This window comes from Massilia sp. Soil_C_3 (assembly GCF_057657035.1).
On the sequence record NZ_JBDGJG010000009.1, the window covers coordinates 303048 to 328223 of the forward strand.

The following is a 25176-nucleotide window of genomic DNA, read 5'->3' on the forward strand; positions in this document are numbered from 1 at the left end:
TGCCCTTGTTCTGTCCTGCGCATTGCCTGCAGGTGTGATGGCCCAGGAAGACCCCGATGCACCCGCGCCCGATGTGGCGCTGCCGCCAATACCGGCCGGTGCGCCGTCCGTTCCCGGCGCCGGCACGGTGGGCGTTCCCGCTGCCGGCGGGCCGACCCTGGTGGCCGACAACCGCGCCGATGACGACAACTTCCTGCTGCTACGCGAAGCGGCGCGCCAGAACGACGGCGCGCGCGTCAATGCGATCGCCTCGCGCCTGCCGTCAAATTACTCGCTGGCATCCTATGTCGACTATTATCGTCTGAAACCCCGCTTGCGCGATGCCATCCAGGATGAGGTGGTGCAGGTGCTGCGCCGTCACGAAGGAACGGCCGTGGCCGAGCAGCTGCGCGCCGAGTGGCTGATGGAACTGGGCAAGCGGCGCGAATGGAATACCTTCGAGCGCGAAGTCGGTACGCTGGCCCAGTCCGGCAGCCTGCAGGTCCGCTGCTACGCCTTGCTGGCGCGCGCCGAACGCGGCGAACGGGTGGCCGACGAAGCGCGCGCGCTGCTGAAAACCCCGGCCGGCTATGGCGACGCCTGCGGCGGCCTGATCGCGCAACTGGCGGGCAATGGCCAGTTCAGCCAGGCCGACCTGCTGTGGCAGCTGCGCATTGCCGGCCTGGACAACGCCACCGGCCCCGCGCGGCGCGTTGCCGTGCTGCTGGGTCTGCCCGAAACGCGCGCCGCCCAGGCGGTCGACCTGCCGGCGGTGGCGCTGGCGCGCGGCGTCGGCAAGACCCGCGCCGAACGCGAGCTGTATCTGGTAGCGGTCGGCCGCATGGCGCGCACCACGCTCAGGATCGCCGTTGCGAGCCTGGAAAAGAACGGTCCGCAACTGTCCAGCGAAGAGCGCGCAATCGGCTGGGCCAGCGTGGCGCTGGCGGCCTCGATCGCGCTGGCGCCCGAGGCGCACGGCTACTGGGACCGCGCCAGGGGCGCGACGCTCACCGAATTCCAGATGCAGTGGAAAACCCGCATGGCGTTGCGCCGCGGCGACTGGAAGGAAGTGCGCGCCACCATCGAGGCGATGCCGCCGAACCTGCGCGCCGATTCCACCTGGATCTACTGGCTGGGCCGCGCCCTGCAGGCCGAGGGCCGCACGCAAGAGGCGCGCGCGCTGTGGCAGGGCATCGCCGCCCAGACCACCTTCTATACCCAGCTGGCGTATGAAGAACTGGGCAACCAGATCGTCGCGCCGCCGCCGGTCGCGCCGATCACGGCGCCGGAGCTGTCGCAGGCGACCAATAATCCGAGCCTGCAGCGGGCTCTGAAGTTCTACCGTTTGAGCCTGCGCGCGGAAGGCAACCGCGAATGGAACTGGGGCTTGCGCGGGCTGTCTGAACGTCAGCTGCTGGCCGCCGCCGAGCTGGCGCGCCGCAACGAGCACCTCGACCGCATGGTCGAGACCTCGCTGCGCACCCGCACCGAGCTAAGCTACGACCAGCGCTTCCCGGCGCCCCATCTCGAGGTCCTCAAGCCCACCGCCCAGGGCCTGAGCCTCGATAAAGCCTGGGTGTATGGCCTCATCCGGCAAGAGTCGCGCTTCATCCGCGACGCCCGTTCCGGCGTCGGCGCCTCGGGCCTGATGCAGGTGATGCCCGCCACCGGCAAGTGGGTGGCGGCCAAGATTGGCCTGGATAACTTTGTGCACACCATGCTCAACGACCTGCATACGAATATCACGCTCGGCGCCAACTACATGAATATGGTGCTCGAGAACTTCGAAGGCTCGCAGGTGCTGGCCACGGCCGCCTACAACGCCGGCCCGGGGCGCTCGCGGACCTGGCGCGGCCGGCTCGACGCGCCAATGGAAGGCGCGATCTTCGTCGAGAGCATCCCCTTTACCGAGACGCGCGGCTATGTGCGCAACGTCATGGCCAATGCCACCAACTATGCCTCGATCTTCGAGGGCAAGCCGCAATCCCTCAAGGCGCGCCTGGGCACGATCAGCCCGCGCCAGAGCAGCGGTTCGGTACTGGACTGAGCATATGGTTGCCAGCGCGCGGCCACTGAACGTGGTGCTGATCGGCGGCACCGGCTTCATCGGCCAGCACCTGGCCGCGCGGCTGTCCGACGACGGCGTGGGCGTGCTGGTCCTGGCGCGCCACTACGAAAGCGCGAAGCAATTGACCATGCTGCCGGGTGTCGACGTCGAGGTGGCCAATATCCACGACGACACTGTGTTGCGCAAGCTGCTGGCCGGGCGCGACGCCGTGATCAACCTGGTCGGCGTGCTGCACGGCGGCCACGGCCAGCCCTATGGCGAGGGCTTCCGCCACCTGCACGTGGCGCTGCCGCGCCGCATCGCCGCCGCCTGCGCCGCCGTGGGCGTGCCGCGCTACCTGCACATGAGCGCGCTCGGCGCCGATTCGTCCAATCCTTCTTCGAGCCCTTCCATGTACGGCCGCTCCAAGGCCGATGGCGAACTGGCCGCGCGCAGCCAGCCGACGGTCGCGGCCACCGTCTTACGTCCCTCGGTGGTGTTCGGTCCCGGCGACCACTTCCTGACCATGTTCGCGCGCCTGCAGCGCCACCTGCCGCTGGTGCCGCTGGCGGCCAGCCGCGCGCGCTTCCAGCCGGTGTACGTGGGCGACGTCGTCGCCGCCTTTTCCATCGCCCTGGCCCGGCCAGACCTGCGCGACGCCACGATCGAGCTGGGCGGCCCGGCTGTGTACACCCTTGGCGAGCTGGTGCGGCTGGCCGGCCGCTTCGCCGGCCGCGAGCGCCCGGTGCTGGGTTTACCCGACTGGGCGGCGCGCCTGCAGGCGCGGCTGTTCGAACTGTTGCCGGGCGATCCCCTTGTCAGCCGCGACAACCTCGATTCGATGCTGGTCGATAATGTCGTCGCTGCCGACACCCATGCCTTGACAGCCGAGTCGCTGGGGATCAAGCTCACGTCGATCGAGTCGGCCGCGCCGCACTACCTCAACCGGCACGACCGCTCCCACCGCACCCACGCCGGACGCTGAAAGACCAACGACAACCATGCAGACCATCGAACGCGACCCCATCCTTGCACGCACGCTCGACGCGACCCGCAACCCAGGATTGACCCTGATCATCGGCAACAAGAACGTCTCCTCATGGTCGATGCGGCCCTGGGTCGCGGCGGTCGCCTTCGGCATCCCGTTCACCGAAGTGAAAGTCCTGCTCGATCAGCCCGATACCGCCAACCAGATCGCGCGCTATTCGCACGCGGGCCGGGTGCCGGTCCTGATGTCGGGCGACATGACGGTCTGGGACAGCCTGGCCATCGTCGAATACCTGGCCGAGCAGTTCCCCGATAAGCATATGTGGCCGCAGGACGTGGCCGCGCGCGCGCTGGCGCGTTCGATCGTGGCCGAGATGCACTCCGGCTTCGGTGAGCTGCGCACCCATATGTCGATGAACATCCAGGCGCGCCTGCCCGGCCGCGGACGCACGCCCGGCGCCCAGGCCGACATCGGCCGCATCTGCGAGATCTGGGAAGACTGCCTGTCGCGCTTCGGCCACCACCAGTACCTGTTCGGCGAATTCTCGATCGCCGACGCCTTCTATGCGCCGGTGGTGTGCCGCTTCAAGACCTATGGTGTGGCGCTGGCCCCGGCATTGCAGGCCTATTGCGACCGCGTGCTCGCCCACCCGGCGGTGGCGCGCTGGGTCAAGGACGCCATGGCCGAGACCGACCCGACCCCGCTGCACGACGCCGACTTGCCGGGCGAATGACGATGCGCAGTTATGTCGTCGGCGGCGCGGTGCGCGACGCCCTGCTGGGCCTGCCCGTTAAAGACCATGACCACGTGGTGGTCGGCGCCACCCCCGAACAGATGATCGAGGCGGGTTTTCGCGCCGTCGGCAAGGATTTCCCGGTCTTCCTGCATCCGCACACGCACGAGGAATACGCGCTGGCGCGCACCGAGCGCAAGACCGCGCCGGGCTACCACGGCTTCGTGTTCCACGCCGCCCCCGACGTCACCCTGGAACAAGACCTGGTGCGGCGCGACCTGACCATCAACGCCATGGCGCAGGCCGAAGACGGCAGCATCGTCGATCCTCACAACGGCCGGCAAGACCTGCAGGCGCGCCTGTTCCGCCACGTGTCCGACGCTTTCGCCGAAGACCCGGTGCGGATCCTGCGCATCGCCCGCTTCGCCGCGCGCCTGCCCGAGTTCACGGTGGCCGATGACACCAATGCCCTGATGCGCCGCATGGTCGACGAGGGCGAGGTCGACGCGCTTGTGCCCGAGCGCGTCTGGCAGGAACTGGCGCGCGGCCTGATGGAACGCCGGCCGTCGCGCATGCTCGCCGTGCTGCGCGACTGCGGCGCGCTGGCGCGCATCCTGCCCGAACTGGACGCGCTATGGGGCGAACACCTGCTGCGCACGATCGACCACGCCGCCGCGCTGGACCACCCGCTGGAAGTCCGCTTCGCCGTGCTGATGCGTGCCCTGGCAGCAATCGAGCCGATCCAGGCCGTCTGCAAGCGCCTCAAGGTGCCCAATGAGTGCCGCGACCTGGCCGTGATGACCGCGCGCGAGTTCGATATGGTTGGCCGAGCCGTGGCGCTGTCCGCCGAGGCCATCGTCACGCTGTTCGAGCGCAGCGACGCCTTCCGCAAACCGGAGCGCTTCGCCCAGATGCTGCTGGCGGCCGCCTGCTCGGCTGAAGATCTGCCCCAGGGGGCGTACCTGGCGCGCGCGCTGGATGCGGCGCGCGCCGTCAACGCGGGTGAGGTCGCGACGCGCCACGCCGAGCGCAAGGCCGATATTCCTGGGGCCGTCCATGCCGCGCGCGTCGAGGCTGTCCAGCGAGTGTTGCATCAAGCCAACTAAATCGCCTGTATTGACACGTTTCTGTTACATGTAGTTACATGGTACGTGCAGTGTGGTCTATCGTTTTGCTATCCTTCAGTAACTGTAAATTGTTGCGTTGGAGAAAAACGATGTTCACCTTGCTGGCACGGCGTGTTGCAAGTTGGTGCCGGCGCCGTCGCGTGCTTCTGGCAGGCCTGGCGGTCGTATTCATGAGCGCGGTGCTGGTGTTTCTCTATATTCGCACCGACGCGGTGGACCCGGAAATCCGCAACAGTGTCATGCTCAACCTGCGTGAGCTCGAAAAGCTCGACGCCGAATGGGACGCCAACATCCTGCGCGCGCATACCGGACGCGCCGCCACGCCGCTCGACCTCAGCTCGCAACTGCCGCGCATGCACGACCTGATGGCGCGCCTGGGCGACACCCTGCCGCTCACCGGCGACAGCGCCGCCCAGGCCGCCTATGCCCAGCTGCGCGAGGCGCTGCAGGGCAAGGAGCAACTGGTCGCCCAGTTCGCCAAACACAATCCGCCGCTGCGGGCGGCGCTGCTGCACATGCCGCCGGCCGTGGCCGACCTCAAGACCGAGATTTCGGGCATCGAAGGCGCGCTGGCGCCGGGCCGCATCGTGGTGCGGCTCGACACCACCCTGAATGCGCTGCTGACCGAGACCCTGCGCTACAACATCGCGCCCAGCCCGGCGCTGGCGGCGCGCATCGACGAAATCCTGGGCGACGTCGCGGCCCAGCAGATCGCGTTCTCGCCGGCCGTGAACGACAAGATGGATGCCGTGATCGCCAGCTGCCGCGTGATCCTGGAAAAACGCCCGCTGGAAAACCTGCTCGAGGCGCAGATCGCCGCGGCCGGCAGCGACACCGCGCTGGACCGCCTGGAGCGCGAGTTCGACCGCTCCTTCGACGCGGTGCTGGCCGAGCGCCAGCGCTTTCGCGGCTACCTGTTCGCCTACAGCGCCGTGCTGATGGTGCTGCTGGTGTACGCCGGCGCGCGGCTGCGGCGCAGCTACCGCATCATCGGCGTCGTCAACCGCCGCCTGCAGTCGGCCAATGAGACGCTGGAGCAGCGCGTGGCCGAGCGCACCGCCGAGCTGGAGGCGCAATCGCGCCAGCTCGAGCGCCTGGCCCAGCATGACAGCCTGACCGGCCTGATCAACTATCGCCAGCTGACCCGCCTGCTGGAGCGGGCGCTGGCGCGCGCCGACCGCCGCGACAGCGTGGTGGTGCTGATGTTCATCGACCTGGACGGTTTCAAGGCGGTCAACGATACCTGGGGCCACGCCGCCGGCGACCTGGTGCTGCAGATGGTCGCGCGCCGGGTACAGGCCAAGCTGCGCGCCGAGGATGCGCTGGCGCGCCTGGGCGGCGACGAATTCGTGATCCTGCTCGAAGATGTGGCCTCGGAGGCCGGCGCGCTGCGGGTGGCGCGCCTGGCCCTGGCAGAAATCGAATCGATCACCGAGGCCGACGGCCACGCGGTGACGATCTCTGCCAGCATCGGCATCGCCAGCGCGCGCGGCCAGGCGGGCGCCGCGCGCGGGCAAGAGGCGTTGCTGGCGGACGCCGACAAGGCCATGTACGCGGCCAAGCAGGCCGGGAAGGGACGTTTCGTGCTCAGCCCGGAGTCGCAGTGGCTGGGCCAGGACCATCTATCGGCACTGGCGCTGGACGGCGTCACGCACGACAATGCAGACCACGCCGCCAATGCCGACCCGATCGGCTAGAATCAGGATGTTGCAGTACGCGAAGGTATCGAAATGCTGGACAATCCGTTACGCCGCTGGATCCAGGGCCTGCGAGGCAAGAAGGGCCAGCCGCCGGTGCTGGTCAAGGAACTGGGTGAGCGCGACCGCCGTCGCGTGCTGCGCCACCTGCTGGCGCTGGACAGCGACGACCGCCTGCTGCGCTTCGGCAGCATGATCCCGGACGAACAGATCGCGGCCTACGTCGCGAAGATCGATTTCTCGCGCGATATCGTATTTGGCGTAGTCAACAATGTCTTCCAGCTGGTCGGGATGGGCCACCTGGCCTTCGCCTCGGCCGAGGGGCGCAAGTCGACGACCAAGCAGCAGGTGGCCGAGTTCGGTGTCTCGGTGTCGAAGTCGGCGCGCGGCCAGGGCGTGGGCACGCGCCTGTTCCAGCGCGCGGCGACCCACTGCCGCAATTCCGACGTCGACACGCTCTACATGCAATGCCTGACCTCGAACCAGACCATGATGCACATCGCCAAAAAGGCCGGCATGCGCATCAAGCGCGAGTATGGCGAGGCCGACGCCCACCTCGAACTGCCGCCGCCCAGCCCGGGCAGCGTGATGGCCGAGGCGCTGGAAGAGCAGTTCGCGGCGATCGACTACACGGTCAAGGCCAATACCCGTGCCGCGGTGAAGTTCTTCACGCCAAAGAAATAGTAAAGGCAACTTGGATCCCCGCCAAGGCGCCCGGCGAGGGCGGGGAGTCATTTCTGCCAGTGGCAGAAATGACGATCACACCAACGGCATCGCCGTCGTTTCCTTGATCCGCTGCAGCGCAAAGCTCGACTTCACGTCCAGCACCGCCGGATGCTTGAGCAGGGTGCCCATCATGAAGCGCGAGAAATGGTCCATGTCTTCGACATGCACGCGCAGCAGGAAATCCATGTCGCCGGTCATCGCATAGCAGGCCACGACCTCGGGCCAGGTTCCCACCGACACCGCGAAATCGTTGCGCGGCGACGTCGCCGGTAAACCCGGTTGGCGGGTGGTGCTGGCCACCTCGCTGTGCTTTTCCAGCCGCACATTCACATACGCCAACAGCCCGAGCCCGATCTTGTCCGGGTCGAGCAGCGCCACGTACTGGCGAATGACGCCCGCTTCTTCCAAGCGTTTGATGCGGCGCAGACAGGGCGAGGGCGAGAGGCTTACCCTTTCGGCCACGTCCTGGTTCGACAGCCGGCCATCGCTTTGCAAGATCTCCAGAATCTTGCGGTCTGTTTTATCCAGCTCAATCTTCGACATACCCACCCCAATCAGACTTTTGTATGGCAATTTTATTGCGCAATTCAAGAAGACGGGGGAATTGTTTGGAATTTAATGCTTGAGGGGCAGGACTATACTGGCTCACATACGGTCAGCGAGATGCAGGAAATGCGCCGCGACGTATCCGCCATGAGAATCTTGGAGACACCATGAACGCACCCACGGACCGCGCCCACCTGGCGCCGCTGGAGCCATCCCCGCCCGCGCCATCGCAGCCGACGCAGTCGCAGCCCGCGCAGCCCGACCAGCCGCAACACGACATCACGCTCGACGACAAATGGACGCTCGAGCGCGGCCGAGCCTTCATGACCGGCACCCAGGCCCTGATCCGCCTGCCGATGCTGCAGCGCGAACGCGACCTGAAGGCCGGCCTGAACACCGCCGGCTACATTACCGGCTACCGCGGCTCGCCCGTCACCGCCGTCGACCAGACCGCGATGAAGGCGAAGAAACACCTCGACGCCCACCACGTCAAGTTTCATCCCGGCATGAACGAAGACCTGGCGGCCACGGCCGTCTGGGGCACGCAGCAGACCAACCTGTACAAGGACGCGAAGTACGACGGCGTGTTCTCCATGTGGTACGGCAAGGGCCCGGGCGTGGACCGCTGCGGCGACGTGTTCAAGCATGGCAACAACGCCGGCTCCTCACAGCATGGCGGCGTGCTGGTGCTGGCCGGCGACGACCATGCGGCCAAGTCGTCGTCCACCGCGCACCAGTCCGACCACATCCTGACCCACTGCGGCATCCCGGTGCTGTACCCGTCCTCGGTCCAGGAATACCTCGACTTCGGCCTGCACGCCTGGGCCATGAGCCGCTACACCGGCCTGTGGGTATCGATGAAATGCGTGACCGACATCATCGAATCGGGCGCCGTGGTCGACCTCGACCCGGACCGCGTGCAGATCGTCACCCCGACCGACTTCCAGCTGCCGCCGGATGGCCTGAACATCCGCTGGCCGGACGCCGTGCTGGACCAGGAAGTGCGGATGAGCAACCACAAATGGTATGCCGCGCTGGCCTATGCCCGCGCGAACAAGCTCAACCGCATCATCTGGGACAGCCCGCAGCCGAAGATTGGCATCATAACCGCCGGCAAGAGCTACCTCGACACGCGCCAGGCGCTGGCCGACCTCGGCATCGACGAGCAGGCCGCGCGCGACATCGGCCTGCGCCTGTACAAGGTCGGCATGACCTGGCCGCTCGAGGCCGAAGGCGTGCACGAGTTCGCGCGCGGCCTCGACGAGATCCTGGTGGTCGAAGAGAAGCGCCAGGTGATGGAATACGCGCTCAAGGAAGAGCTGTACAACCTGCCGGACGGCGAGCGCCCGCGCGTGGTCGGCAAGTTCGACGATACGGGCGAATGGAGCAACAAGAACCGCATGGGCCATGGCGACTGGCTGCTGCCGGCGACGTATGAACTCAATCCGGCCCAGATCGCGCGCGCCGTCGCCTCGCGCATCTCGCACTACTGCGCCGGCCATCCGGTGGCCGAACGGGTCAAGGAACGCATCGCCTTCCTGGAAGCGAAGGAGCTGGTGCTCAAGAGCATTCCGGCGAAACCGAATCCGCAGACCGACCGCATTCCCTATTTCTGCTCGGGCTGCCCGCACAATAGCTCGACCAAGGTGCCGGAAGGCTCGCGTGCCATGGCCGGCATTGGCTGCCATTACATGGTGTTGTGGATGGACCGCGAAACGTCGACCTTCACGCATATGGGCGCGGAAGGCACGACCTGGATCGGCCAGTCGCCGTTCACCGACGAAAAACACGTGTTCGTGAACCTGGGCGACGGGACGTACTTCCATTCCGGGATCCTGGCGATCCGCGCCGCGGTGGCGGCCAAGGTCAACATCACCTACAAGATTCTCTATAACGACGCGGTCGCGATGACGGGCGGCCAGAACGTGGACGGCCCGCTCGACCCGGGCATGATCAGCCGCCAGATCGCGGCCGAGGGCGTTACGCCGATCATCGTCGTCACCGACGAACCTGATAAATACCCGAGCGACTACGCCTGGGCGCCGGGCACCACGGTGCGCCACCGCTCCGAGCTGATGGACGTGCAGCGCGAGCTGCGCGAGATGCCGGGCGTGTCGGCCGTGATCTATGACCAGACCTGCGCGTCCGAGAAGCGCCGCCGTCGCAAGAAGGGTGAGTTCCCCGACCCGGCCAAGCGCGTCGTGATCAACGAAGCCGTGTGCGAAGGCTGCGGCGACTGCTCGGTGCAGTCGAACTGCCTGTCGGTCGAGCCGCTGGAAACCGAACTGGGCCGCAAGCGCCAGATCAACCAGTCCTCGTGCAACAAAGACTTTTCTTGCGTGTCGGGCTTCTGCCCGAGCTTCGTCACCGTCGAAGGTGGCGGCCTCAAGAAACCGAAGAAAGCGACGACGTCCGAAGCGGCGCCGCCCGCCTTGCCGATGCCGGCCATCCCGTCGGTCGAGACGCCCTACGGCATCCTGGTCGCCGGCGTCGGCGGCACCGGCGTCGTGACCGTCGGCCAGATCCTGGCCGTGGCGGCCCACGTGGAAGGCAAGGGCGCGATCGTGCTGGACCAGAGCGGCCTGGCCCAGAAGGGCGGTCCGGTGATGTCGCACGTGCGCCTGGCCGAGCGTCAGGCAGATCTGCACTCGACCCGCGTCGGCACCGGCAGCGCCGACCTCGTGATCGGCTGCGACCAGATCGTCACGGCCAGCCGCGACGCCCTGAGCCGCATGGGAGAGGGCCGTACCTGGGCCGCGGTCAACGCCAGCGGCGCCACTACCGCGGCCTTCGTCAAGAACCCGGACTGGCAGTTCCCGGCCGAGGGTTCGCGCGGCGCCATCCAGCAGGCCTGCGGCAAGGACAACGTCGACTTCATCGACGCCGGCCAGATCGCCACCGCCCTGATGGGCGACACCATCGCCACCAATATGTTCATGCTCGGCTATGCCTTCCAGAAGGGCCATGTGCCGCTGCAGGAAAATTCGCTCCTCAAGGCGATCGAGCTCAATGGCGTGTCGGTCGCCTTCAACAAGGCGGCCTTCAACTGGGGCCGCAGCGCCGCGCACGACCTGGCCGCGGTGAGCCGCGCCGCCCTGCCGTCGAAGGTGGTCGAGTTCAAGCGCATCCAGACCCTGGACGACCTCGTCAGCCGCCGCATCGAGCTGCTCACGGCCTACCAGGACACGGCCTATGCCGGCCAGTACAAGGCCTTCGTCGATCAGGTGCGCGCGCAGGAAGAACAGCTCGGCAAGGGCACGCGCCTGACCGAAGCCGTGGCGCGCTATTTTTATAAGCTGATGGCCTACAAGGACGAGTACGAGGTCGCGCGCCTGCATACCGATCCGGCCTTCCGCGAGAAGATCGGCGCCATGTTCGAAGGCGACACCAAGCTCAAGTTCCACCTGGCGCCGCCATTGATGGCCAAGCACGACAAGGAAGGCCGCGCCATCAAGCGCGAGTACGGCCCGTGGATGATGAGCGCCTTCGGCGTGCTGGCGAAGTTCAAGGGCTTGCGCGGCACCGCCTTCGACGTGTTCGGCTACACGGCCGAGCGCAAGATGGAGCGCGCCCTGATCGGACAATACCGCGAGACGGTGGCGGCGCTGCTGCCGAAGCTGACAGCGGACAAGCTGGCGCAGGCGGTAGCGATCGCCAGCATTCCGGAAGACATCCGCGGCTATGGCCACGTCAAGGAGCGTCACCTGAAGGCGGCCAGGGAGAAAGAGGCGGCGCTGGTGGCGGCGTTTCATGCGCCGGATGTGACGCCAAGGGCGGCTTGATCGGCCCAGTGCGTGGACGGCCGAGCCGTCCACGTGGCCGATCATTATTCGCTTGATATCGGCCGTTGTCGGCTAGCCTCAACTGTGACAGTTGGTGGTATTCCCAGCGAATGGCGGCGTCTATAATCGGACGCATGAGCACGCCATCTACCTTCCGCAAGACCTCTCCTCTGCGTTTGATTTCCAGCACGCTCGCCGCGCTGCTCGTCCTCGCCGGTTGCGGCGGCGGTGGCGGATCGCCGAACGTGGGCGGTCCGCCACCGGTGGCGCAAGAGCCGGCGCCGGTCCCGCCGGTCCCGCCGGTCCCGCCACCACCGGTCGCCACCCAGCCGACGCCGGAAGACCTGAACCCGAACCTGCTGGGCGATGCCTACGGCAGCTATTGGAACAAGTGCGCCGTCCCGCGCACGGGGCTGGACGCGAGCGGCAAACCATATCCGGACGTGCAGGGCACCCTGCTCGACGAACTGAAATTCCTGCGCGCCTGGGCCAACCAGTACTACCTCTGGTACAACGAAATCCCGAACACCTACAAGATGGCCGACTTCAAGAGCGCGCTCGACTACTTCGAGGTGCTCAGGACGCCGGCCCTGACCGCCAGCGGCCAGCCGAAGGACCGTTATCACTTCACCTATCCGACCGCCGAGTGGGACGCGATGCAGACCCAGGGCATCGACCTGGGCTATGGCATCACCTGGAGCCGCAACGCCGACGGCCTGGCGCCGCGCACCTGGCTGGTCACGGCGGTCGAGCCGGGTTCGCCCGCCGCCGCCGCCGGCCTGCTGCGCGGCGACATGCTGCTCAAGGTCGATGGCGTCGACTTCGTCAATGCCGAGGACGAAGCCTCGGTCGACCGGATCAACGCCGGCCTGTTCCCCGCCACGGCCGGCGCCACCCACGTGTTCACGCTGCGGCGCGGCGGGGTGGCCTTCGATGCGACGCTGGCCGGGGCCGAGGTGGTGCTGGCGCCGGTGAAGAACGTCAAGGTGATCGAGACCGCCAGCGGCAAGGTCGGCTACCTCACCTTCGACAATTTCAATGCCGTGTCCGAGAAACAGCTGTACGACGCCTTCGTCACCTTCCAGCAGGCCGGCGTCAACGACCTGGTGCTGGACGTGCGCTACAACGGCGGCGGCCTGCTGTACGTCGCCAGCCAGCTGGCCTATATGATCGCCGGCCCGGCGGCGACGAGCGGCAAGGTGTTCGAGCGGTCCCGCTACAACGACAAGACGCCGGCCTACCAGCCGATCATGTTCCGTTCGACCGCCTGGGGCTTCGCCTCGAACAATCCGCTGCGCACCGGCACGCCGCTGCCCACCCTGGGTCTGAAGCGCGTGACCGTGCTCAGCACCGAGGGCACCTGCTCGGCCAGCGAATCGGTGATCAACGGCCTGCGCGGCGCCGACATCGAAGTGATCCAGGTCGGCGGCACCACCTGCGGCAAGCCCTACGGCTTCACGCCGGTGCCGAATTGCGGCACGACCTATTTCTCGATCGAGTTCGAGGGCGTGAACCACAAGGGCTTCGGCGACTTCACCGACGGCTTCACGCCCACCTGCCAGGCGAGCGACGACCTGTCGCGGCCGGTGGGCGACCAGAGTGAAGGCTTGCTTGCCACGGCCCTGGCCTACCGCGCCAGCGGCGCCTGCCCGGTCTCGACCACGGCCAGGGCGCGCATGGTGCCGATGCAGATCGTGCGGCCGGAGGTCAAGGCGATCTCGATCCACACCACGCCGGGCGCGCCGCCGCGCTGAGCGGCGTGCCTGTATTGACGGGCGGGCGGCATCGTATGCCGCCCGCCCGTCGTGTTTCCATGGCCGAACTGTTGCGCTAAGAACACGTCTATAATCGTCGGCTTCCTTCTGTCCTTGCCGGAGCTTGTCGATGATCCGTTCTGCGTTACTGCTGGCCATGCTGTCGGCCATTCCTCTCAGCCAACCCGTCCACGCCGCACCTGACCTGAGCACTGTGTCGGAACGCTCGGGCTTCACCGCCACCGGCCGCTACGACGAGACGATCGCGCTGTGCGCCGCGTACCAGGAAGCGTACCCGAAGCAGGTGCGCTGCATCGATTTCGGCATCACGCCGGAGGGCCGCCCGATGAAGGCGCTGGTCGTGAACGGCAAGGGCGTGTTCACTCCGCAGGCGGCGAAGCAGGCGGGCCTGCCCGTGACCCTGATGCAGGGCGGCATCCATGCCGGCGAGATCGACGGCAAGGACGCCGGCTTCCTGGCGCTGCGCGAAGCGCTCGAAGGCCGCGCGGCCAAGGGCGCGCTCGACAAGCAGGTGTTCATCTTCGTCCCGGTGTTCAACGTCGACGGCCACGAGCGCTTCGGCAAGTGGAACCGCCCGAACCAGCGCGGCCCGGTCGAGATGGGCTGGCGCACCACCGCCCAGAACTACAACCTGAACCGCGACTACCTGAAGGCCGACGCGCCCGAGATGCAGGCCATGCTGGCGCTGGTGAACGCCTGGGATCCGCTGGTCTATGTCGACCTGCACGCGACCAACGGCGCCAAGTTCCAGCACGATATCTCGATCCAGGTCGAGCCGGTGTATTCGGGCGACCCGGAATTCCGCAAGGCCGGCCTGGCCTTGCGCACCAATGTGATCAAGGACATCGCCAGGGAAGGCTCGACGCCGCAGTCGTATTACATGTCGTTCGTGAAGCATGACGATCCGATGTCGGGCTTCATGGACAGCGTGTCCGATCCGCGCTTCTCGACCGGCTACTTCCAGCTGCGCAACCGCATGGCGATGCTGGTGGAAACCCACTCGTGGAAAGAATACCCGGTACGCGTGCGCATCACCCGCAACACCGTGGTGTCGGTGCTGGACCAGGTGGCGAAGAACGGCAAGGGATGGCAGCAGGCCGCATACGCGGCCGACGCGCGCGCCGCCAAGCTGGGCAACCAGCCGGTGGCGCTGTCGTACAAGGCGAGCGACAAGAAGGAGATGGTCAACTTTAACGGCTACGCCTACACCCGCACGCCGTCGGAAGTCTCGGGCGCCCTGATGACGCGCTATGACGAAACCCGCCCGCAAGTGTGGCGCGTGCCGCTGTGGCAGGACATCGTGGCCGACTTCCAGATCACCGCGCCACGCGCCGGCTATATCGTGCCTGCCGCCTACGCCGCGATCGTGGGCGAGAAGCTGCGCCAGCACGGCGTCGAGTTCCGCACCCTGGACAAGACGGTTGAACGCTATCAAGCCGAGACCTTCCGCGCCGACAAGGCAACCCAGGCCGCCGCTTCTGTCGAAGGTCACCAGCGCCTGACCGTCGAAGGCAAATGGAAGCCGGAGCAGCGTTCGATCGCGCCAGGTTCGCTGTTCGTGCCGATCGCGCAGCCAAAGGCGCGCCTGGTGGTGGCGATGCTGGAGCCGCAGGCGCCGGATTCGCTGCTGGCCTGGGGCACGTTCAACACGGCCTTCGAGCGCAAGGAATACATGGAAGACTACGTGGCCGAGGAGGTCGCGCGCGAGCAGATGGCAGCCGATCCGGCCGTGGCCAAGGCCTTCCAGGAGCGCCTGGACAGCGATCCGGCCTTCGCCAAGAACCCGCAAGCGCGCCTGGAATTCTTCGCCAAGCGCCACTCGTCGTATGACGAGCGCCTGAACCTGTATCCGGTGCTGCGCGCGAACGTCGCTCCCTGACGACTTACCTGCGGTCAGGCGCCATTTCCATCGAGGCGCCGACCGCCGCCGCCGCCGTCCCTGAGCGCGCGCTGCAGCGTTGACGCCGGCAGGTTCATCAACAGCCGTACCAGCTCGGGCTGGCGGTTGATGGCGGTCTTTTGCATAACCCCGGGGTCACATAACCCCGGGGTCAGGTCTGACATTTGGACACGAGTTCAGCAGTAATCAAGGTCCTTTAGGAGTCTGAGCGATCTCAGCGCTGGTGGGTGCAGATCCAGTACCGTTATCGGATGACACGACCACTTAGAGTCAATTTTCCTGGGGCGCTCTACCACGTGACGTCGCGCGGAAACCGACGCGCACCGATTTTTCGTGATGACGCTGATCGACGTATTTGGCTAGATGTGCTTGCGAAGGTTTGCGAACGCCATCATTGCGTCATTCACAGCTTTTGCCAGATGACCAACCACTACCACTTATTGGTGGAAACGGTCGAAGCGAACCTGCCGAGTTGCATGCGCCAACTCAACGGTCATTACTCGCAGCATTTCAATCGACGCCATCGTGTTGTTGGGCACCTGTTTCAGGGCCGATATAAGGCGATCTTGGTGCAGAAAACTAGTTATCTGCTAGAAGTTTCTCGTTATATTGTTCTGAATCCTTTACGCGCGAACACCGTGGCGGCACTGAACGAATGGCGATGGAGCAGCTACCATTATTTTATTGGTGATGGCGTTTCACCCGACTGGCTTGAGCGTGACTGGCTCCTAGAGCAGTTTGGTGATACGCCGACGAGCGCGATCGCGGCGTACCAGGATTTTGTGCTTGCTGGCCTTGGACAACCGAGCCCATTTGAGGCTACCAACCATCAAATTCTCCTTGGCGATGAAACCTTCATATCGGTGCATCAGCAATTGCAGCAATCCGAAGAGCTTATAGAAACAAAGAGATCCGAACGACGTGCAGTAGCGCTTCCATTGTCTGACTATCAGGACCGGTACCTGAACAGGGACGAGGCAATGGCACGTGCGTTCGCATCTACCGCCTTCACCATGTCGGAAATAGCACGAGTGTTTGGTGTGTCGACCAAAACGGTCAGCCGAGCAGTTGCTGGCTTTGAGAAGGCGAATAAAAACAGATCATTGTAGAGGCCGTGTCTAAATGTCAGACCTGACCCCGTAGTTTTCGTGACCCCGTAGTTTCCGTGTATCCGGTGCTGCGCGCGAACGTCGGGCCCTGACCCAGGGCTCCCTGTCAGGCGGCGCCTCCCTCGAGGCGCCGTCCGCCGTCGTCCTTGAGCGCGCGCTGCAGCGTTGACGCCGGCACGTTCATCAACAGCCGTACCAGCTCGGGCTGGCGGTTGGTGGCGGTCTTCTGGTAGATCGACAGCAATTGCTTCCGCACCGTGTCGTACTGTACGCCGAGCAGGTCGGCGATGGTCTTGAGCGGCACGCCGTCGGCCAGCATCGAAGCGACCCTGCATTCGGCGTGCGACAGGCCGAAGGCGGCGGTGAGCAGGGCCGAATCGATCACCTGGACCGAGGTCGGGTGGTAGAAGAACAGCATCACCAGCGGCCGCAGGCCAAAGCTGCCGAGCGTGTGCTCCGGGACCAGCATCGTGAAGAAGGCATACAGCGCATCGGCTGCCGCACCCGCGCCGGCCTCGCTGCGCATATGCAGCGCGCGCGACTCCTTGTCGTCGGGCTTGCCCTGGGCGACGGCATTGCGCACGCGGGTTTCCAGCTCGCCGCACTGCATCAGGAAGGACGTGCGGTAGCGCTGCGGCAGCACCAGCTTGCCATTGACCACGTGTACCAGGCTGGTGGACGCGAGCAGGCCGCGCGCCGCAGCGTTGGCCAATACCACATCGCCGGTCGCGGTCAGGAGCATCACCGGTTGGCGCAGCTTGTCGACCAGGGCATGGCCCACCAGCGCCTGGGTCGAGTACACGAACTGGGCCAGGCCCATGCGCACCGCGCGCTCCATGTGCGGGCGCAGGCGGTCGAGGAAGACCAGGGCGTCCGGTGGCAGCGGGCCTTCGCCGCTGCTGCGCAGGCAGGAGAAGATGACGGTCGCCTCCGGCGTATCGACCAGCTTGCAGGCCGACACATAGCGCGCCCCATGCGGGATCAGGAATTCCTGGTAGAAGGGGTGAGTGGCGGCGAAACCATCGTCGAAGTGTTCATGGCAGTGCAGCCAGTCGCCCGTGGATTGCCGGCGCAGCAGGCCCACGCGCGGATCGATGAACTGGTATTTCTGGATGTACTCGAGGTCGATTTGCGGGGCCATGGCGGCGCCGTCGCTGTACGACAGCGCGCCGCGCTCGCCGTCGAAGGCCAGCATATGGACGGCGCGCCCGCCGATCGACTCATGCAGGCTGTCGAGCATGCGGCGCCAGGCGCCCCGGTTGTCCAGCGTGTCGTAGATGAGATTGACGATACGGTCGAAGCGCGCCTGCGACAGATCCACAATTCCTCTCCCGATATTTGTTTTGCATAAATACCAATGCTATCGGGCATTCGACTCTTGGTCGATACAATTTTTATACAATCATTAATTGTGGAAAATGTAAGACACCCGCTGTTGTCAGAACGCCGCAGTTGCCGCTCAGGGCGTGCCCGCGGACGTAGGCAGCGAGCTCAGGACGACCGTCCTGACCGCGCCGCCGATGTCAGGGGTGAGCTGGTAGAGGCGGTCGTATTCGTCGTCCGCGATATCGAGGCCGGGCTCGCCGCCGAACAGGCGCACCAGTTCCGGCAGCGTGTTCGAGTGACCGACCACCAGCACCGGACCGCGCAGCGCCTTCACCTTGTCGACCAGCGCTTTCGGCGTGACCGGCTCGTATTGCTCGACCTGCAATCCCAGCTGCCTGGCCAGTGGCTGCGCCGTCTGCAGCGTGCGCGCGGTCGGTGTGCTGAAAATGGCCTGGATGCCGGTGCGGTGCAGGATCGTCGCGATGTTCTGCGCGCGCAGCTGGCCTTGCGGCGTGAGCGCCGGGTCTTTGCCGGTGCTGGCCTTTTCGCCATGGCGGACCAGGTAGATCGCGCTGGGTTCGGCGAAGGCCATGCCCGGCACGAGCATGGCGAGGGCAAACGATAGATTGCGTAGCAGGCGCGCAGGCTGGATCGAGGGCAAGTGCATGCCGTTCCTTGGTGAGTCAATTCAGGACAAGCCTAGCACGATCCTGACACCCTACACCCCGGGCGTGCACCGCAGCATTCTAGAAATACTTGAGCCAGGCGATGTCGCGCCGGCGCGCCTTCAGGCGCGAATACCATGCGGTCGGCACATACAGCACCGGCAGCAGCACCGCGTACCATAGCCAGAGCCAGTTGACGTTATCCAGCCCAAAGCTCACGCCGTGGGTCGGTCCCCAGATCATGAAGGCGACGTGGTACAGCGCGCGCAGCACGTAGATGTGCAGGATGTAGAAGAACATCGGCGCGCCACCGAATACCGCCAGCGCGTTCAGCCATGGATGGCCTTCCCAGCGTTCGAACAAGGCCAGCAGGATCACGCCCACGCCCAGCGTTTGCAGCAGGAATAGAAGTGACGGCGGATACTTTGTCAGCGCGATGAAGCCCATCATCGTGTGCAGCGCGGAGTCGCCCGCCACCCACGGCTTGTCGCCATATACGTTCAGCGCGCGCAGCACGACGAATGCCGCCAGCATGCCGACTCCCAGCGCTAGCAGGCGCCGTACACGCCGGTCGCTGTCTGCGGCGCTGCTCTTGTCGCGTTCGTACCAGCTGCCGAGCAGGTAGCCGAGCACGATCACGCCGATCCACGGCAGCACCGGATACGAGGTCCTGGCAAACGCGCCGAACGGCAACGCGATCATGTCGCGCTGGTGCAGCAGCGCCCACGCCACAAACCCGGGCTCATCCGGTGCCAGGCGAATGCCGTCGAGCAGATTATGCCCGGCCACGATCAAGAGGCCGAGCGCGAGCAGCAGTTTCTTCGGCAGGTAGATCAGGGCGGCCAGCGCAATCATGCACGCGCCGATCGCCCAGATCACCTGGAGCCAGAACGTCATCGGCAGCTTGACCGTCCAGGCGAAGGTGAGCAGGGTGACGTCGATCGCCATCAGGAGCAGGCCGCGCTTGACCAGGTAGGCGGCGGTCTCGGCCCGCGTGTGATTCTGGCCATACAGGTAGGCGCCCAGTCCGGTCAGGGCGACAAAGACCGGGGCGCACAAATTGGTGACGATACGCAGGAAAAACATGACCGGTTCCACGGTCGCCGGATTCACCGGGTCCGGCACGTTCATGTACAGGTACCAGTTTTCTCGAATATGGTCGAGCAACATGATGACCATCACGAAGCCGCGAACCGCGTCCAGGCTCTGCAGGCGACGCCGATTGACGGCGGCCTGCTCTACCGGGGTGATGGATACCGGTTGGTCAAATACGTAAGGGGTGGCTTGTTTCATCGGAATTCGCTTTGACGTCCGCGCATGCACGTCGCCTGATCATTATCGATGATAATGATACTCCATTATCGTTAATGGCTGGGCCTGAGGATTACCGCTATTGCCGGTCTGCGGTCTTGCAGTCCGATGTCATGCGCGCAGCGGCAAGGCAGCCACCCGCACCAGCGACTGGCTGGACATATACCAGTCATTGACCACCAGTTCGGCCTGCTCGATGCGCATGATGCCCAGCGGCTTGTCGCGCCTCTCGTCGAGCAGGGCGGCAAACCGCGCCGCATCCCGCAACGGTTCGGTAAAACGAAACAGCGTCATATGCGCGGTCACCAGGCGATAGCGTCGGTCGAGCGCACCGTCGAGGCCACGCTCGCGCAGTGCTGTCCTCAGGCGCTCGCGCAAGACTTCCAGCGATGGTCCGCGCGGAACACCGCGCGCCATCACCGCGCCGCGCGACAACGCGATGCCGTCGAAGTCGATCTCGATCGGCTCGATGCCGTCCACCGCGGCCTGGGCTGCAGCGCGGTAGTCATCCACCAGCGCCGGGTGGACGGCGACTCCGGCGCCGGCGGTCAGCAGCGACAGGATCGTCATGTGCATATCGGCTGCCGGGTAGCGATACTGCCGCGGTTCGGCGCCCTTCAGGCGGTCCAGCAGGCCGTCGAAGCATGCTTGCAGCGATGGGCAGGGACGCGCGATCAGGCTGATGCCGCGACGCGGGTCGGGACCGGCCGCAAGACGCGTGTCGCAGTCGACCTCCCCACGCGCGATCGCGCCGAAGGCGTGTTCCCACATCGTGTCGTAATGTTCCTGCAGGTTGCCAGAGCTGTCGGTCATCGCTTCGCACAATCGGTACAAAAAAACGGGGCGAAAAAAAAGCAGAGGCCCGGCCTCTGCTTTCATCCATGCGCAGCCGTCAGAGCTGCGTCAACGAAATCGTGTTCGTCGCCGGCGTCGAACATGGTTCCTCGTCGAAGGCGATATCCCCCAGCGGATTGGGCACGCCATCGGTCTTCAGGCCGACGAAGTCGAACAGGTCGCGGTCTTGCAAATGCGACGGCACCACGGTCGACAGCGACGAGAAGATATTCTCGACCCGGCCCGGATGCTTCTTTTCCCATTCGCGCAGCATGTTCTTGATCTGCTTGCGCTGCAGGTTTTCCTGCGAGCCGCACAGGTCGCACGGGATGATCGGGAAGCCTTTCACTTCGGCATAGCGCTCGGTGTCGGCTTCCTTCACATAGGCCATCGGACGGATCACCATGTGCTTGCCGTCATCCGACACCAGCTTGGCTGGCATGCCCTTCAGCTTCCCGCCGAAGAACATGTTCAGGAAGAAGGTCTCGAGGATGTCGTCGCGGTGGTGGCCCAGGGCGATCTTGTTGCAGCCGAGTTCGTCGGCCACGCGGTACAGGATGCCGCGCCGCAGGCGCGAGCACAGCGAGCAGGTGGTCTTGCCTTCCGGGACCAGGCGCTTGACGATGCTGTAGGTGTCCTGGTTTTCGATGTGATAGGGCACGCCGAGCTTGTCCAGGTAGGCCGGGAGAATATGGGCCGGGAAATTCGGTTGCTTCTGGTCGAGGTTGACCGCGACGATGTCGAAGTGGATCGGCGCGCGCTCGCGCAGGGTGAGCAGGATGTCGAGCAGGGCGTAGCTGTCCTTGCCGCCCGACAGGCAGACCATTACCTTGTCGCCGTCCTCGATCATATTGAAGTCGCCGATCGCCTGGCCCACCAGGCGGCACAGGCGCTTGTGCAGCTTGTTGTCCTCGCGCGCGATCTTCTCCTGCTTCTTCGCGTCGATGCCGCCCTCGGCGGTCGGGAAGTCGTCTTCGACGACGCGTTCAATCACCGTCTCGTTCATGCTGCTTCCTTGATCCTGAATACTTCGACGCCGACGCCTTCGCAATCCGGATAGACGTCCGGCTTCATGGTCGACACGCCGGCGGCGCGCACGCGCGGGTGGGTCAGCATGGCGGCCACCACGTCGTCGCACAGCGTTTCCTGCAGGTGGATGTGGCCTTTGGCGATGCGGCGGGCAATGGTCTCGCGCATGAAATCGTAGTCGACTACTTCTGCCAGCTGGTCGGCCTTCGGCGTCGACAGCTCCAGCGGAATGTACAGCTCGACATTGATCAGGACACGCTGCTCGCCCTTCTTCTCGAAATCGTGCACGCCGATATTGATCATCACTTCGTAATTGCGCAGGAACAGCCGGCGGCAATCGCGCAAGCTCGGGTGGGACAGGGCGGACAACATGGGATAGCCTTATTTGGTGGAGTTATTTGGTTCGGTCAGGAACATCACGTCGCGCTGCGAGGGCATCAGGTGCTGGCCGCCATCGACCAGCAGGGTGGTGCCGGTCAGCGCGCGGGCCGTTGCGGCGTAGACCACGGCGTCGGCGATGTCCTGCGGGGTCGAGGAGCGCTGCAGCGGCGTCATCTGGTGCGCCGCGGCGAAGCCTTGCTCGCTCTGGTCGCCCGACACCATCGTGATGCCGGGGGCGACGCCGACCACGCGCACCTTCGGCGCCAGCGCCTGCGCCAGCATCGTGGTCGCCGTGTGCAGGGCCGCCTTCGACAATGTGTACGACAGAAAATCCGGGTTGAGATTGTACAGTTTCTGGTCCAGCAAGTTGATCACGACGGCCTGCCGCCCATCCGGGGTGGCGGCATGCAGTTCCTGCGCCAGCAGCACCGGCGCGGCCACGTTCGCCTGCATATGGGTGTTGAGCAGCTCCCAGGAGAAGGCGGTGGCGCTGTCGTATTCAAACAACGAAGCGTTGTTGACGATGCAAGACAGCGGCCCCAGCGCAGCGCTGGCCTGGCCGACCAGCTGGCGCACCGCGGCCTCGTCGGCCAGGTCGCATTGCAGCAGCGCGGCGCGCCGGCCGAGCGCCAGGATGGCGTCGCGGGTCGCGATCGCGTCACTTTCGGAATGGCGGTAGTGCAGGGCGAGGTCCCAGCCAGCCTGGGCCAGGCCGAGCGCGATCGCGCGGCCCAGACGGCGGCCGGCGCCGGTCACGAGCGCGACCCGGGGCAGGGAAATCGAAGGGCTATCCGTCATTGAAATCGTTGAAGGCTGCAAATTGTTGATAAAAGCTATTCTGGCTACAATGCCGGCATGTCCCTGCCCGCACCCGATATCGACGCCCTGGCCGCGTCCCATTCCCTGCAACAGCTGATCGCCGCCGACATCGAACGGCACGGCGGCGCGATCGCATTCTCTCGTTTCATGGAACTGGCGCTGTACGCGCCCAGGCTCGGGTATTACAGCGGCGGCGCAGCCAAGCTCGGCGCGAGCGGCGATTTCACCACCGCGCCCGAGATGACGCCGCTGTTCGGGGCGGCCGTGGCGCGCGTGGCAGCCGCTATTATCGCCCAAAGCGCGCCCGACATCATCGAGTTCGGCGCCGGCACCGGCCGCCTGGCGCGCGACGTCCTGGCTGAATTGGCCAAGCAGGGCATCGAAGTGCGCTCCTATACCATCATCGAACTGTCCGGCGAATTGCGCGCGCGCCAGCAGGCCAACCTGGCCGACCTGCCGCAGATGCGCTGGCTGGACGCCATGCCGGACCGCTTCAGCGGCGTGGTGCTGGCCAACGAGGTGCTCGACGCCATGCCGGTCGAGCTGGTGATCCGCACCGGCGACGGCTGGCGCCGGCAAATGGTCACGGTCGAGGACGGCGCCTTTGCCTTCGTCCAGGCGCCGCTGGGCGATGAACTGGCCGACCAGCTGGCGCGCCAGGTGCCCGACCATGAACAAATGATCGAGGGCTATGTCACCGAGCTGCACCCAGTCGGCGCCGGCTTCATGCGCTCGCTGGCGACGATGTTCGCGGGCGGCCGCGGCGCCGCGATCCTGTTCGACTATGGCTTCCCGGCCCACGAGTATTACCTCGACCAGCGCATCGGCGGCACCTTGATGTGTCATTACCGCCACCATGCGCACCCGGATCCCTTTTATTTGCCCGGCCTGCAAGACATCACGGCCCACGTCGATTTCACGGCGATGGCGCTGGCGTCGCAGGATGCCGGCCTGCCGGTGCTGGCCTATATGAGCCAGGCTGCCTTCCTGCTCGGCGCCGGGATCGGCGAACTGTTGCTGGAAAACGACCCCGAGGACGCCAGGCATTTCCTGCCGCAGTCGCGGGCCGTGCAAAAGCTGGTTTCTCCTGCTGAAATGGGCGAATTGTTCAAGGTCCTGGTGGTCGGACAGGACGTAGAATTGCCAGATGCAATCGTGCATGCGGACCGCAGCCATCGCTTGTAGACTTTATGATATCTTGCACAGCGGACACAAATCCGGCTAAGCTGTGAGATATTCCCGCGTCTCGTCACATGACGGGCTTCGGCCGAGGACAGACAGAACGCGCAGGGTAGAAGCGGGTAGACTTGACAGATCATGGCCAAGATTCACACACATTATGACAACCTGAAGGTGTCGCGTCATGCGCCCCAGGAAGTCATTCGTGCTTCCTACAAGGCCCTGAGCCAGAAATACCACCCCGACAAGAATCCGGGCGACGAAAAGTCTGCCCGCATCATGGCGGTCGTCAATACCGCCTACAACGTCCTGTCCGATCCCGTCCGCCGCAAGGAACACGACGAATGGATCGCGGCTGAGGAATGGGAAGTCGAGTGGCTGGAAAGCTCGAACGCCAAGGAAGGCCAGCCGCGCAAGAATGGCGAACAATGGGATGCGCAGCCGCCGCCCAAGCCGCGCCGCAAGCGCCTGTGGCGCGATGCGCGCTGGTGGCTGGGCATGTCCAGTTGCTTCGTGGCCGGCGCCGTCGCCGCCGTGCTAACGATCGAACAACAGCCTGACATCATCCCCAGCGCGCTGGCCTGGGGCGGCATCGCCCAGGACCCCGTCAAGACCGGCCGTCCCGACGCACTGGGCGTCGACGCCAGCCGTGACGACTGGGCCCGCCGCATCGGTCCGGACGGCGCCAAGGGCCCGCCGCCCGCGGTGCGCGCGCTCGCCGTCACCCAGCTGGCGGTGCCGGCCCGCGCCCCCGACTGCAGCACCGACCTGCAGACCCTGGCCTCGCCCAGCGGCGATCCGTGGCCGCTCGAGTCTTCGTATGTGCCCGGCTACCCGGTTGGCAACGAAGGGGGAGAGATGCAGGTCGTGATCGACAACAGCGCCAACGCGGCGCCGGTCTTCGTCAAGCTGTACGACCTCGACCGCCGCGCCAACGTCAGGCACGCCTTCGTGCAGCAGCGCTCGAATTTTACTTTCGACAAGCTGGCCGCCGGCAAGTACGAGGTGCGTTACCAGAACGTGGTCGACGGCGCCAGCAAGTCCGAGTGCGATAGCCGCCATACGGCCCTGCGCCAGGCCGCGGCCGATATTCAATAAGCAGGCTGTCGTTTTTTCGGCGTACTGACACTTTCTCGTGTCAGGACCTTACCCGATTTCATTATTTTCGTTCCGCGCCGTAATATACTGGCCAGATGCCGCGCGCCCATGCAGCCGCGGCGCCA

At 65.4% G+C, this 25176-nt stretch carries 21 protein-coding genes; 12 read left to right on the forward strand and 9 right to left on the reverse strand.

Features of this window, described 5'->3' with window-relative positions; genetic code table 11:
- Positions 1-37: 37 nt before the first annotated feature.
- From AC3A6F_RS20230 to AC3A6F_RS20255, 6 genes are all read left to right on the forward strand, one after another.
- On the forward strand, positions 38-2026 hold the full coding sequence (locus AC3A6F_RS20230; RefSeq protein WP_487684081.1) for a lytic transglycosylase domain-containing protein: 1989 nt from the start codon (positions 38-40) through the stop codon (positions 2024-2026).
- Between the two features lie 4 nt (positions 2027-2030).
- Complete coding sequence (locus AC3A6F_RS20235) at positions 2031-3011, forward strand: complex I NDUFA9 subunit family protein (protein ID WP_487684084.1); 981 nt, start codon at positions 2031-2033, stop codon at positions 3009-3011.
- A 16-nt stretch (positions 3012-3027) separates the two neighbouring features.
- Positions 3028-3747 (forward strand): glutathione S-transferase family protein, encoded by a 720-nt coding sequence (locus tag AC3A6F_RS20240; RefSeq protein ID WP_487684087.1) that lies wholly within the window; start codon positions 3028-3030, stop codon positions 3745-3747.
- Positions 3748-3749: 2 nt separating this feature from the next.
- A complete protein-coding gene (locus tag AC3A6F_RS20245; protein ID WP_487684090.1) occupies positions 3750-4853 on the forward strand; it encodes a tRNA nucleotidyltransferase/poly(A) polymerase-related protein in 1104 nt (367 codons plus the stop codon).
- A 161-nt stretch (positions 4854-5014) separates the two neighbouring features.
- Entirely contained in the window at positions 5015-6571 is a 1557-nt protein-coding gene (locus AC3A6F_RS20250; protein ID WP_487684093.1) for a diguanylate cyclase, read from the forward strand.
- Between the two features lie 33 nt (positions 6572-6604).
- Complete coding sequence (locus tag AC3A6F_RS20255; protein ID WP_487684096.1) at positions 6605-7255, forward strand: GNAT family N-acetyltransferase; 651 nt, start codon at positions 6605-6607, stop codon at positions 7253-7255.
- Between the two features lie 75 nt (positions 7256-7330).
- Here AC3A6F_RS20255 and AC3A6F_RS20260 read toward each other — a convergent pair whose 3' ends face one another.
- Positions 7331-7840: an Lrp/AsnC family transcriptional regulator gene (locus AC3A6F_RS20260; protein ID WP_320473266.1), complete on the reverse strand. Its 510-nt coding sequence runs from the start codon at positions 7838-7840 to the stop codon at positions 7331-7333.
- Positions 7841-8010: 170 nt separating this feature from the next.
- On the opposite strand from AC3A6F_RS20260, the gene AC3A6F_RS20265 reads away from it, so the two are divergent.
- The 3 genes from AC3A6F_RS20265 (at position 8011) to AC3A6F_RS20275 (ending at position 15279) form a co-directional block, all read left to right on the forward strand.
- Positions 8011-11625, forward strand: a complete 3615-nt coding sequence (locus AC3A6F_RS20265) for an indolepyruvate ferredoxin oxidoreductase family protein (RefSeq protein WP_487684099.1) — start codon at positions 8011-8013, stop codon at positions 11623-11625.
- A 134-nt stretch (positions 11626-11759) separates the two neighbouring features.
- Positions 11760-13379 carry a S41 family peptidase gene (locus tag AC3A6F_RS20270; protein WP_487684102.1) on the forward strand — a complete coding sequence of 540 codons (1620 nt, stop codon included), beginning with the start codon at positions 11760-11762 and terminating at the stop codon, positions 13377-13379.
- Between the two features lie 130 nt (positions 13380-13509).
- On the forward strand, positions 13510-15279 hold the full coding sequence (locus AC3A6F_RS20275) for a M14 family metallopeptidase (RefSeq protein ID WP_487684105.1): 1770 nt from the start codon (positions 13510-13512) through the stop codon (positions 15277-15279).
- Between the two features lie 14 nt (positions 15280-15293).
- Here the strand turns inward: AC3A6F_RS20275 and AC3A6F_RS20280 are convergent, their stop codons facing one another.
- On the reverse strand, positions 15294-15425 hold the full coding sequence (locus tag AC3A6F_RS20280; RefSeq protein ID WP_487684108.1) for a hypothetical protein: 132 nt from the start codon (positions 15423-15425) through the stop codon (positions 15294-15296).
- 126 nt (positions 15426-15551) lie between these two features.
- Here AC3A6F_RS20280 and AC3A6F_RS20285 point away from each other — a divergent pair, with 126 nt between their 5' ends.
- Positions 15552-16409, forward strand: coding sequence for a transposase (locus AC3A6F_RS20285; protein WP_487684111.1), 858 nt, complete (start codon positions 15552-15554; stop codon positions 16407-16409).
- A 106-nt stretch (positions 16410-16515) separates the two neighbouring features.
- Here AC3A6F_RS20285 and AC3A6F_RS20290 read toward each other — a convergent pair whose 3' ends face one another.
- From AC3A6F_RS20290 to AC3A6F_RS20320, 7 genes are all read right to left on the reverse strand, one after another.
- Positions 16516-17730 (reverse strand): helix-turn-helix transcriptional regulator, encoded by a 1215-nt coding sequence (locus tag AC3A6F_RS20290; protein ID WP_487684113.1) that lies wholly within the window; start codon positions 17728-17730, stop codon positions 16516-16518.
- Between the two features lie 138 nt (positions 17731-17868).
- Entirely contained in the window at positions 17869-18402 is a 534-nt protein-coding gene (locus tag AC3A6F_RS20295) for a SixA phosphatase family protein (RefSeq protein ID WP_487684116.1), read from the reverse strand.
- A 79-nt stretch (positions 18403-18481) separates the two neighbouring features.
- Complete coding sequence (locus AC3A6F_RS20300; RefSeq protein WP_487684119.1) at positions 18482-19693, reverse strand: acetyltransferase domain-containing protein; 1212 nt, start codon at positions 19691-19693, stop codon at positions 18482-18484.
- 129 nt (positions 19694-19822) lie between these two features.
- Positions 19823-20524 carry a 2'-5' RNA ligase family protein gene (locus AC3A6F_RS20305; protein ID WP_487684122.1) on the reverse strand — a complete coding sequence of 234 codons (702 nt, stop codon included), beginning with the start codon at positions 20522-20524 and terminating at the stop codon, positions 19823-19825.
- 79 nt (positions 20525-20603) lie between these two features.
- On the reverse strand, positions 20604-21551 hold the full coding sequence (gene ttcA / locus AC3A6F_RS20310; protein WP_487684124.1) for a tRNA 2-thiocytidine(32) synthetase TtcA: 948 nt from the start codon (positions 21549-21551) through the stop codon (positions 20604-20606).
- Entirely contained in the window at positions 21548-21946 is a 399-nt protein-coding gene (locus tag AC3A6F_RS20315; protein WP_147935116.1) for a dihydroneopterin aldolase, read from the reverse strand. The genes ttcA and AC3A6F_RS20315 overlap by 4 nt, the downstream gene beginning before the upstream one ends.
- Before the next feature lie 9 nt (positions 21947-21955).
- Positions 21956-22753, reverse strand: a complete 798-nt coding sequence (locus AC3A6F_RS20320; RefSeq protein ID WP_487684127.1) for an SDR family oxidoreductase — start codon at positions 22751-22753, stop codon at positions 21956-21958.
- Between the two features lie 57 nt (positions 22754-22810).
- Between AC3A6F_RS20320 and AC3A6F_RS20325 the strand changes: the two genes are divergently transcribed.
- Together AC3A6F_RS20325 and AC3A6F_RS20330 are read left to right on the forward strand one after the other, a co-directional pair.
- The gene (locus AC3A6F_RS20325) at positions 22811-23959 is read left to right on the forward strand and encodes a class I SAM-dependent methyltransferase (protein WP_487684130.1); all 1149 of its coding nucleotides are present in this window, start codon (positions 22811-22813) and stop codon (positions 23957-23959) included.
- Positions 23960-24091: 132 nt separating this feature from the next.
- Positions 24092-25051: a J domain-containing protein gene (locus AC3A6F_RS20330; RefSeq protein WP_487684133.1), complete on the forward strand. Its 960-nt coding sequence runs from the start codon at positions 24092-24094 to the stop codon at positions 25049-25051.
- The last annotated feature ends 125 nt before the right edge of the window (positions 25052-25176 follow it).

Coding starts and splice junctions, on each gene's coding strand:
- AC3A6F_RS20230 (WP_487684081.1), top strand. CDS start 38: ATGGCCCAGGAAGACCCCGATGCACCCGCGCCCGATGTGGCGCTGCCG.
- AC3A6F_RS20235 (WP_487684084.1), top strand. CDS start 2,031: ATGGTTGCCAGCGCGCGGCCACTGAACGTGGTGCTGATCGGCGGCACC.
- AC3A6F_RS20240 (WP_487684087.1), top strand. CDS start 3,028: ATGCAGACCATCGAACGCGACCCCATCCTTGCACGCACGCTCGACGCG.
- AC3A6F_RS20245 (WP_487684090.1), top strand. CDS start 3,750: ATGCGCAGTTATGTCGTCGGCGGCGCGGTGCGCGACGCCCTGCTGGGC.
- AC3A6F_RS20255 (WP_487684096.1), top strand. CDS start 6,605: ATGCTGGACAATCCGTTACGCCGCTGGATCCAGGGCCTGCGAGGCAAG.
- AC3A6F_RS20260 (WP_320473266.1), bottom strand. CDS start 7,840: ATGTCGAAGATTGAGCTGGATAAAACAGACCGCAAGATTCTGGAGATC.
- AC3A6F_RS20265 (WP_487684099.1), top strand. CDS start 8,011: ATGAACGCACCCACGGACCGCGCCCACCTGGCGCCGCTGGAGCCATCC.
- AC3A6F_RS20270 (WP_487684102.1), top strand. CDS start 11,760: ATGAGCACGCCATCTACCTTCCGCAAGACCTCTCCTCTGCGTTTGATT.
- AC3A6F_RS20275 (WP_487684105.1), top strand. CDS start 13,510: ATGATCCGTTCTGCGTTACTGCTGGCCATGCTGTCGGCCATTCCTCTC.
- AC3A6F_RS20280 (WP_487684108.1), bottom strand. CDS start 15,425: ATGCAAAAGACCGCCATCAACCGCCAGCCCGAGCTGGTACGGCTGTTG.
- AC3A6F_RS20285 (WP_487684111.1), top strand. CDS start 15,552: ATGACACGACCACTTAGAGTCAATTTTCCTGGGGCGCTCTACCACGTG.
- AC3A6F_RS20295 (WP_487684116.1), bottom strand. CDS start 18,402: ATGCACTTGCCCTCGATCCAGCCTGCGCGCCTGCTACGCAATCTATCG.
- AC3A6F_RS20300 (WP_487684119.1), bottom strand. CDS start 19,693: ATGAAACAAGCCACCCCTTACGTATTTGACCAACCGGTATCCATCACC.
- AC3A6F_RS20305 (WP_487684122.1), bottom strand. CDS start 20,524: ATGACCGACAGCTCTGGCAACCTGCAGGAACATTACGACACGATGTGG.
- ttcA (WP_487684124.1), bottom strand. CDS start 21,551: ATGAACGAGACGGTGATTGAACGCGTCGTCGAAGACGACTTCCCGACC.
- AC3A6F_RS20315 (WP_147935116.1), bottom strand. CDS start 21,946: ATGTTGTCCGCCCTGTCCCACCCGAGCTTGCGCGATTGCCGCCGGCTG.
- AC3A6F_RS20320 (WP_487684127.1), bottom strand. CDS start 22,753: ATGACGGATAGCCCTTCGATTTCCCTGCCCCGGGTCGCGCTCGTGACC.
- AC3A6F_RS20325 (WP_487684130.1), top strand. CDS start 22,811: ATGTCCCTGCCCGCACCCGATATCGACGCCCTGGCCGCGTCCCATTCC.
- AC3A6F_RS20330 (WP_487684133.1), top strand. CDS start 24,092: ATGGCCAAGATTCACACACATTATGACAACCTGAAGGTGTCGCGTCAT.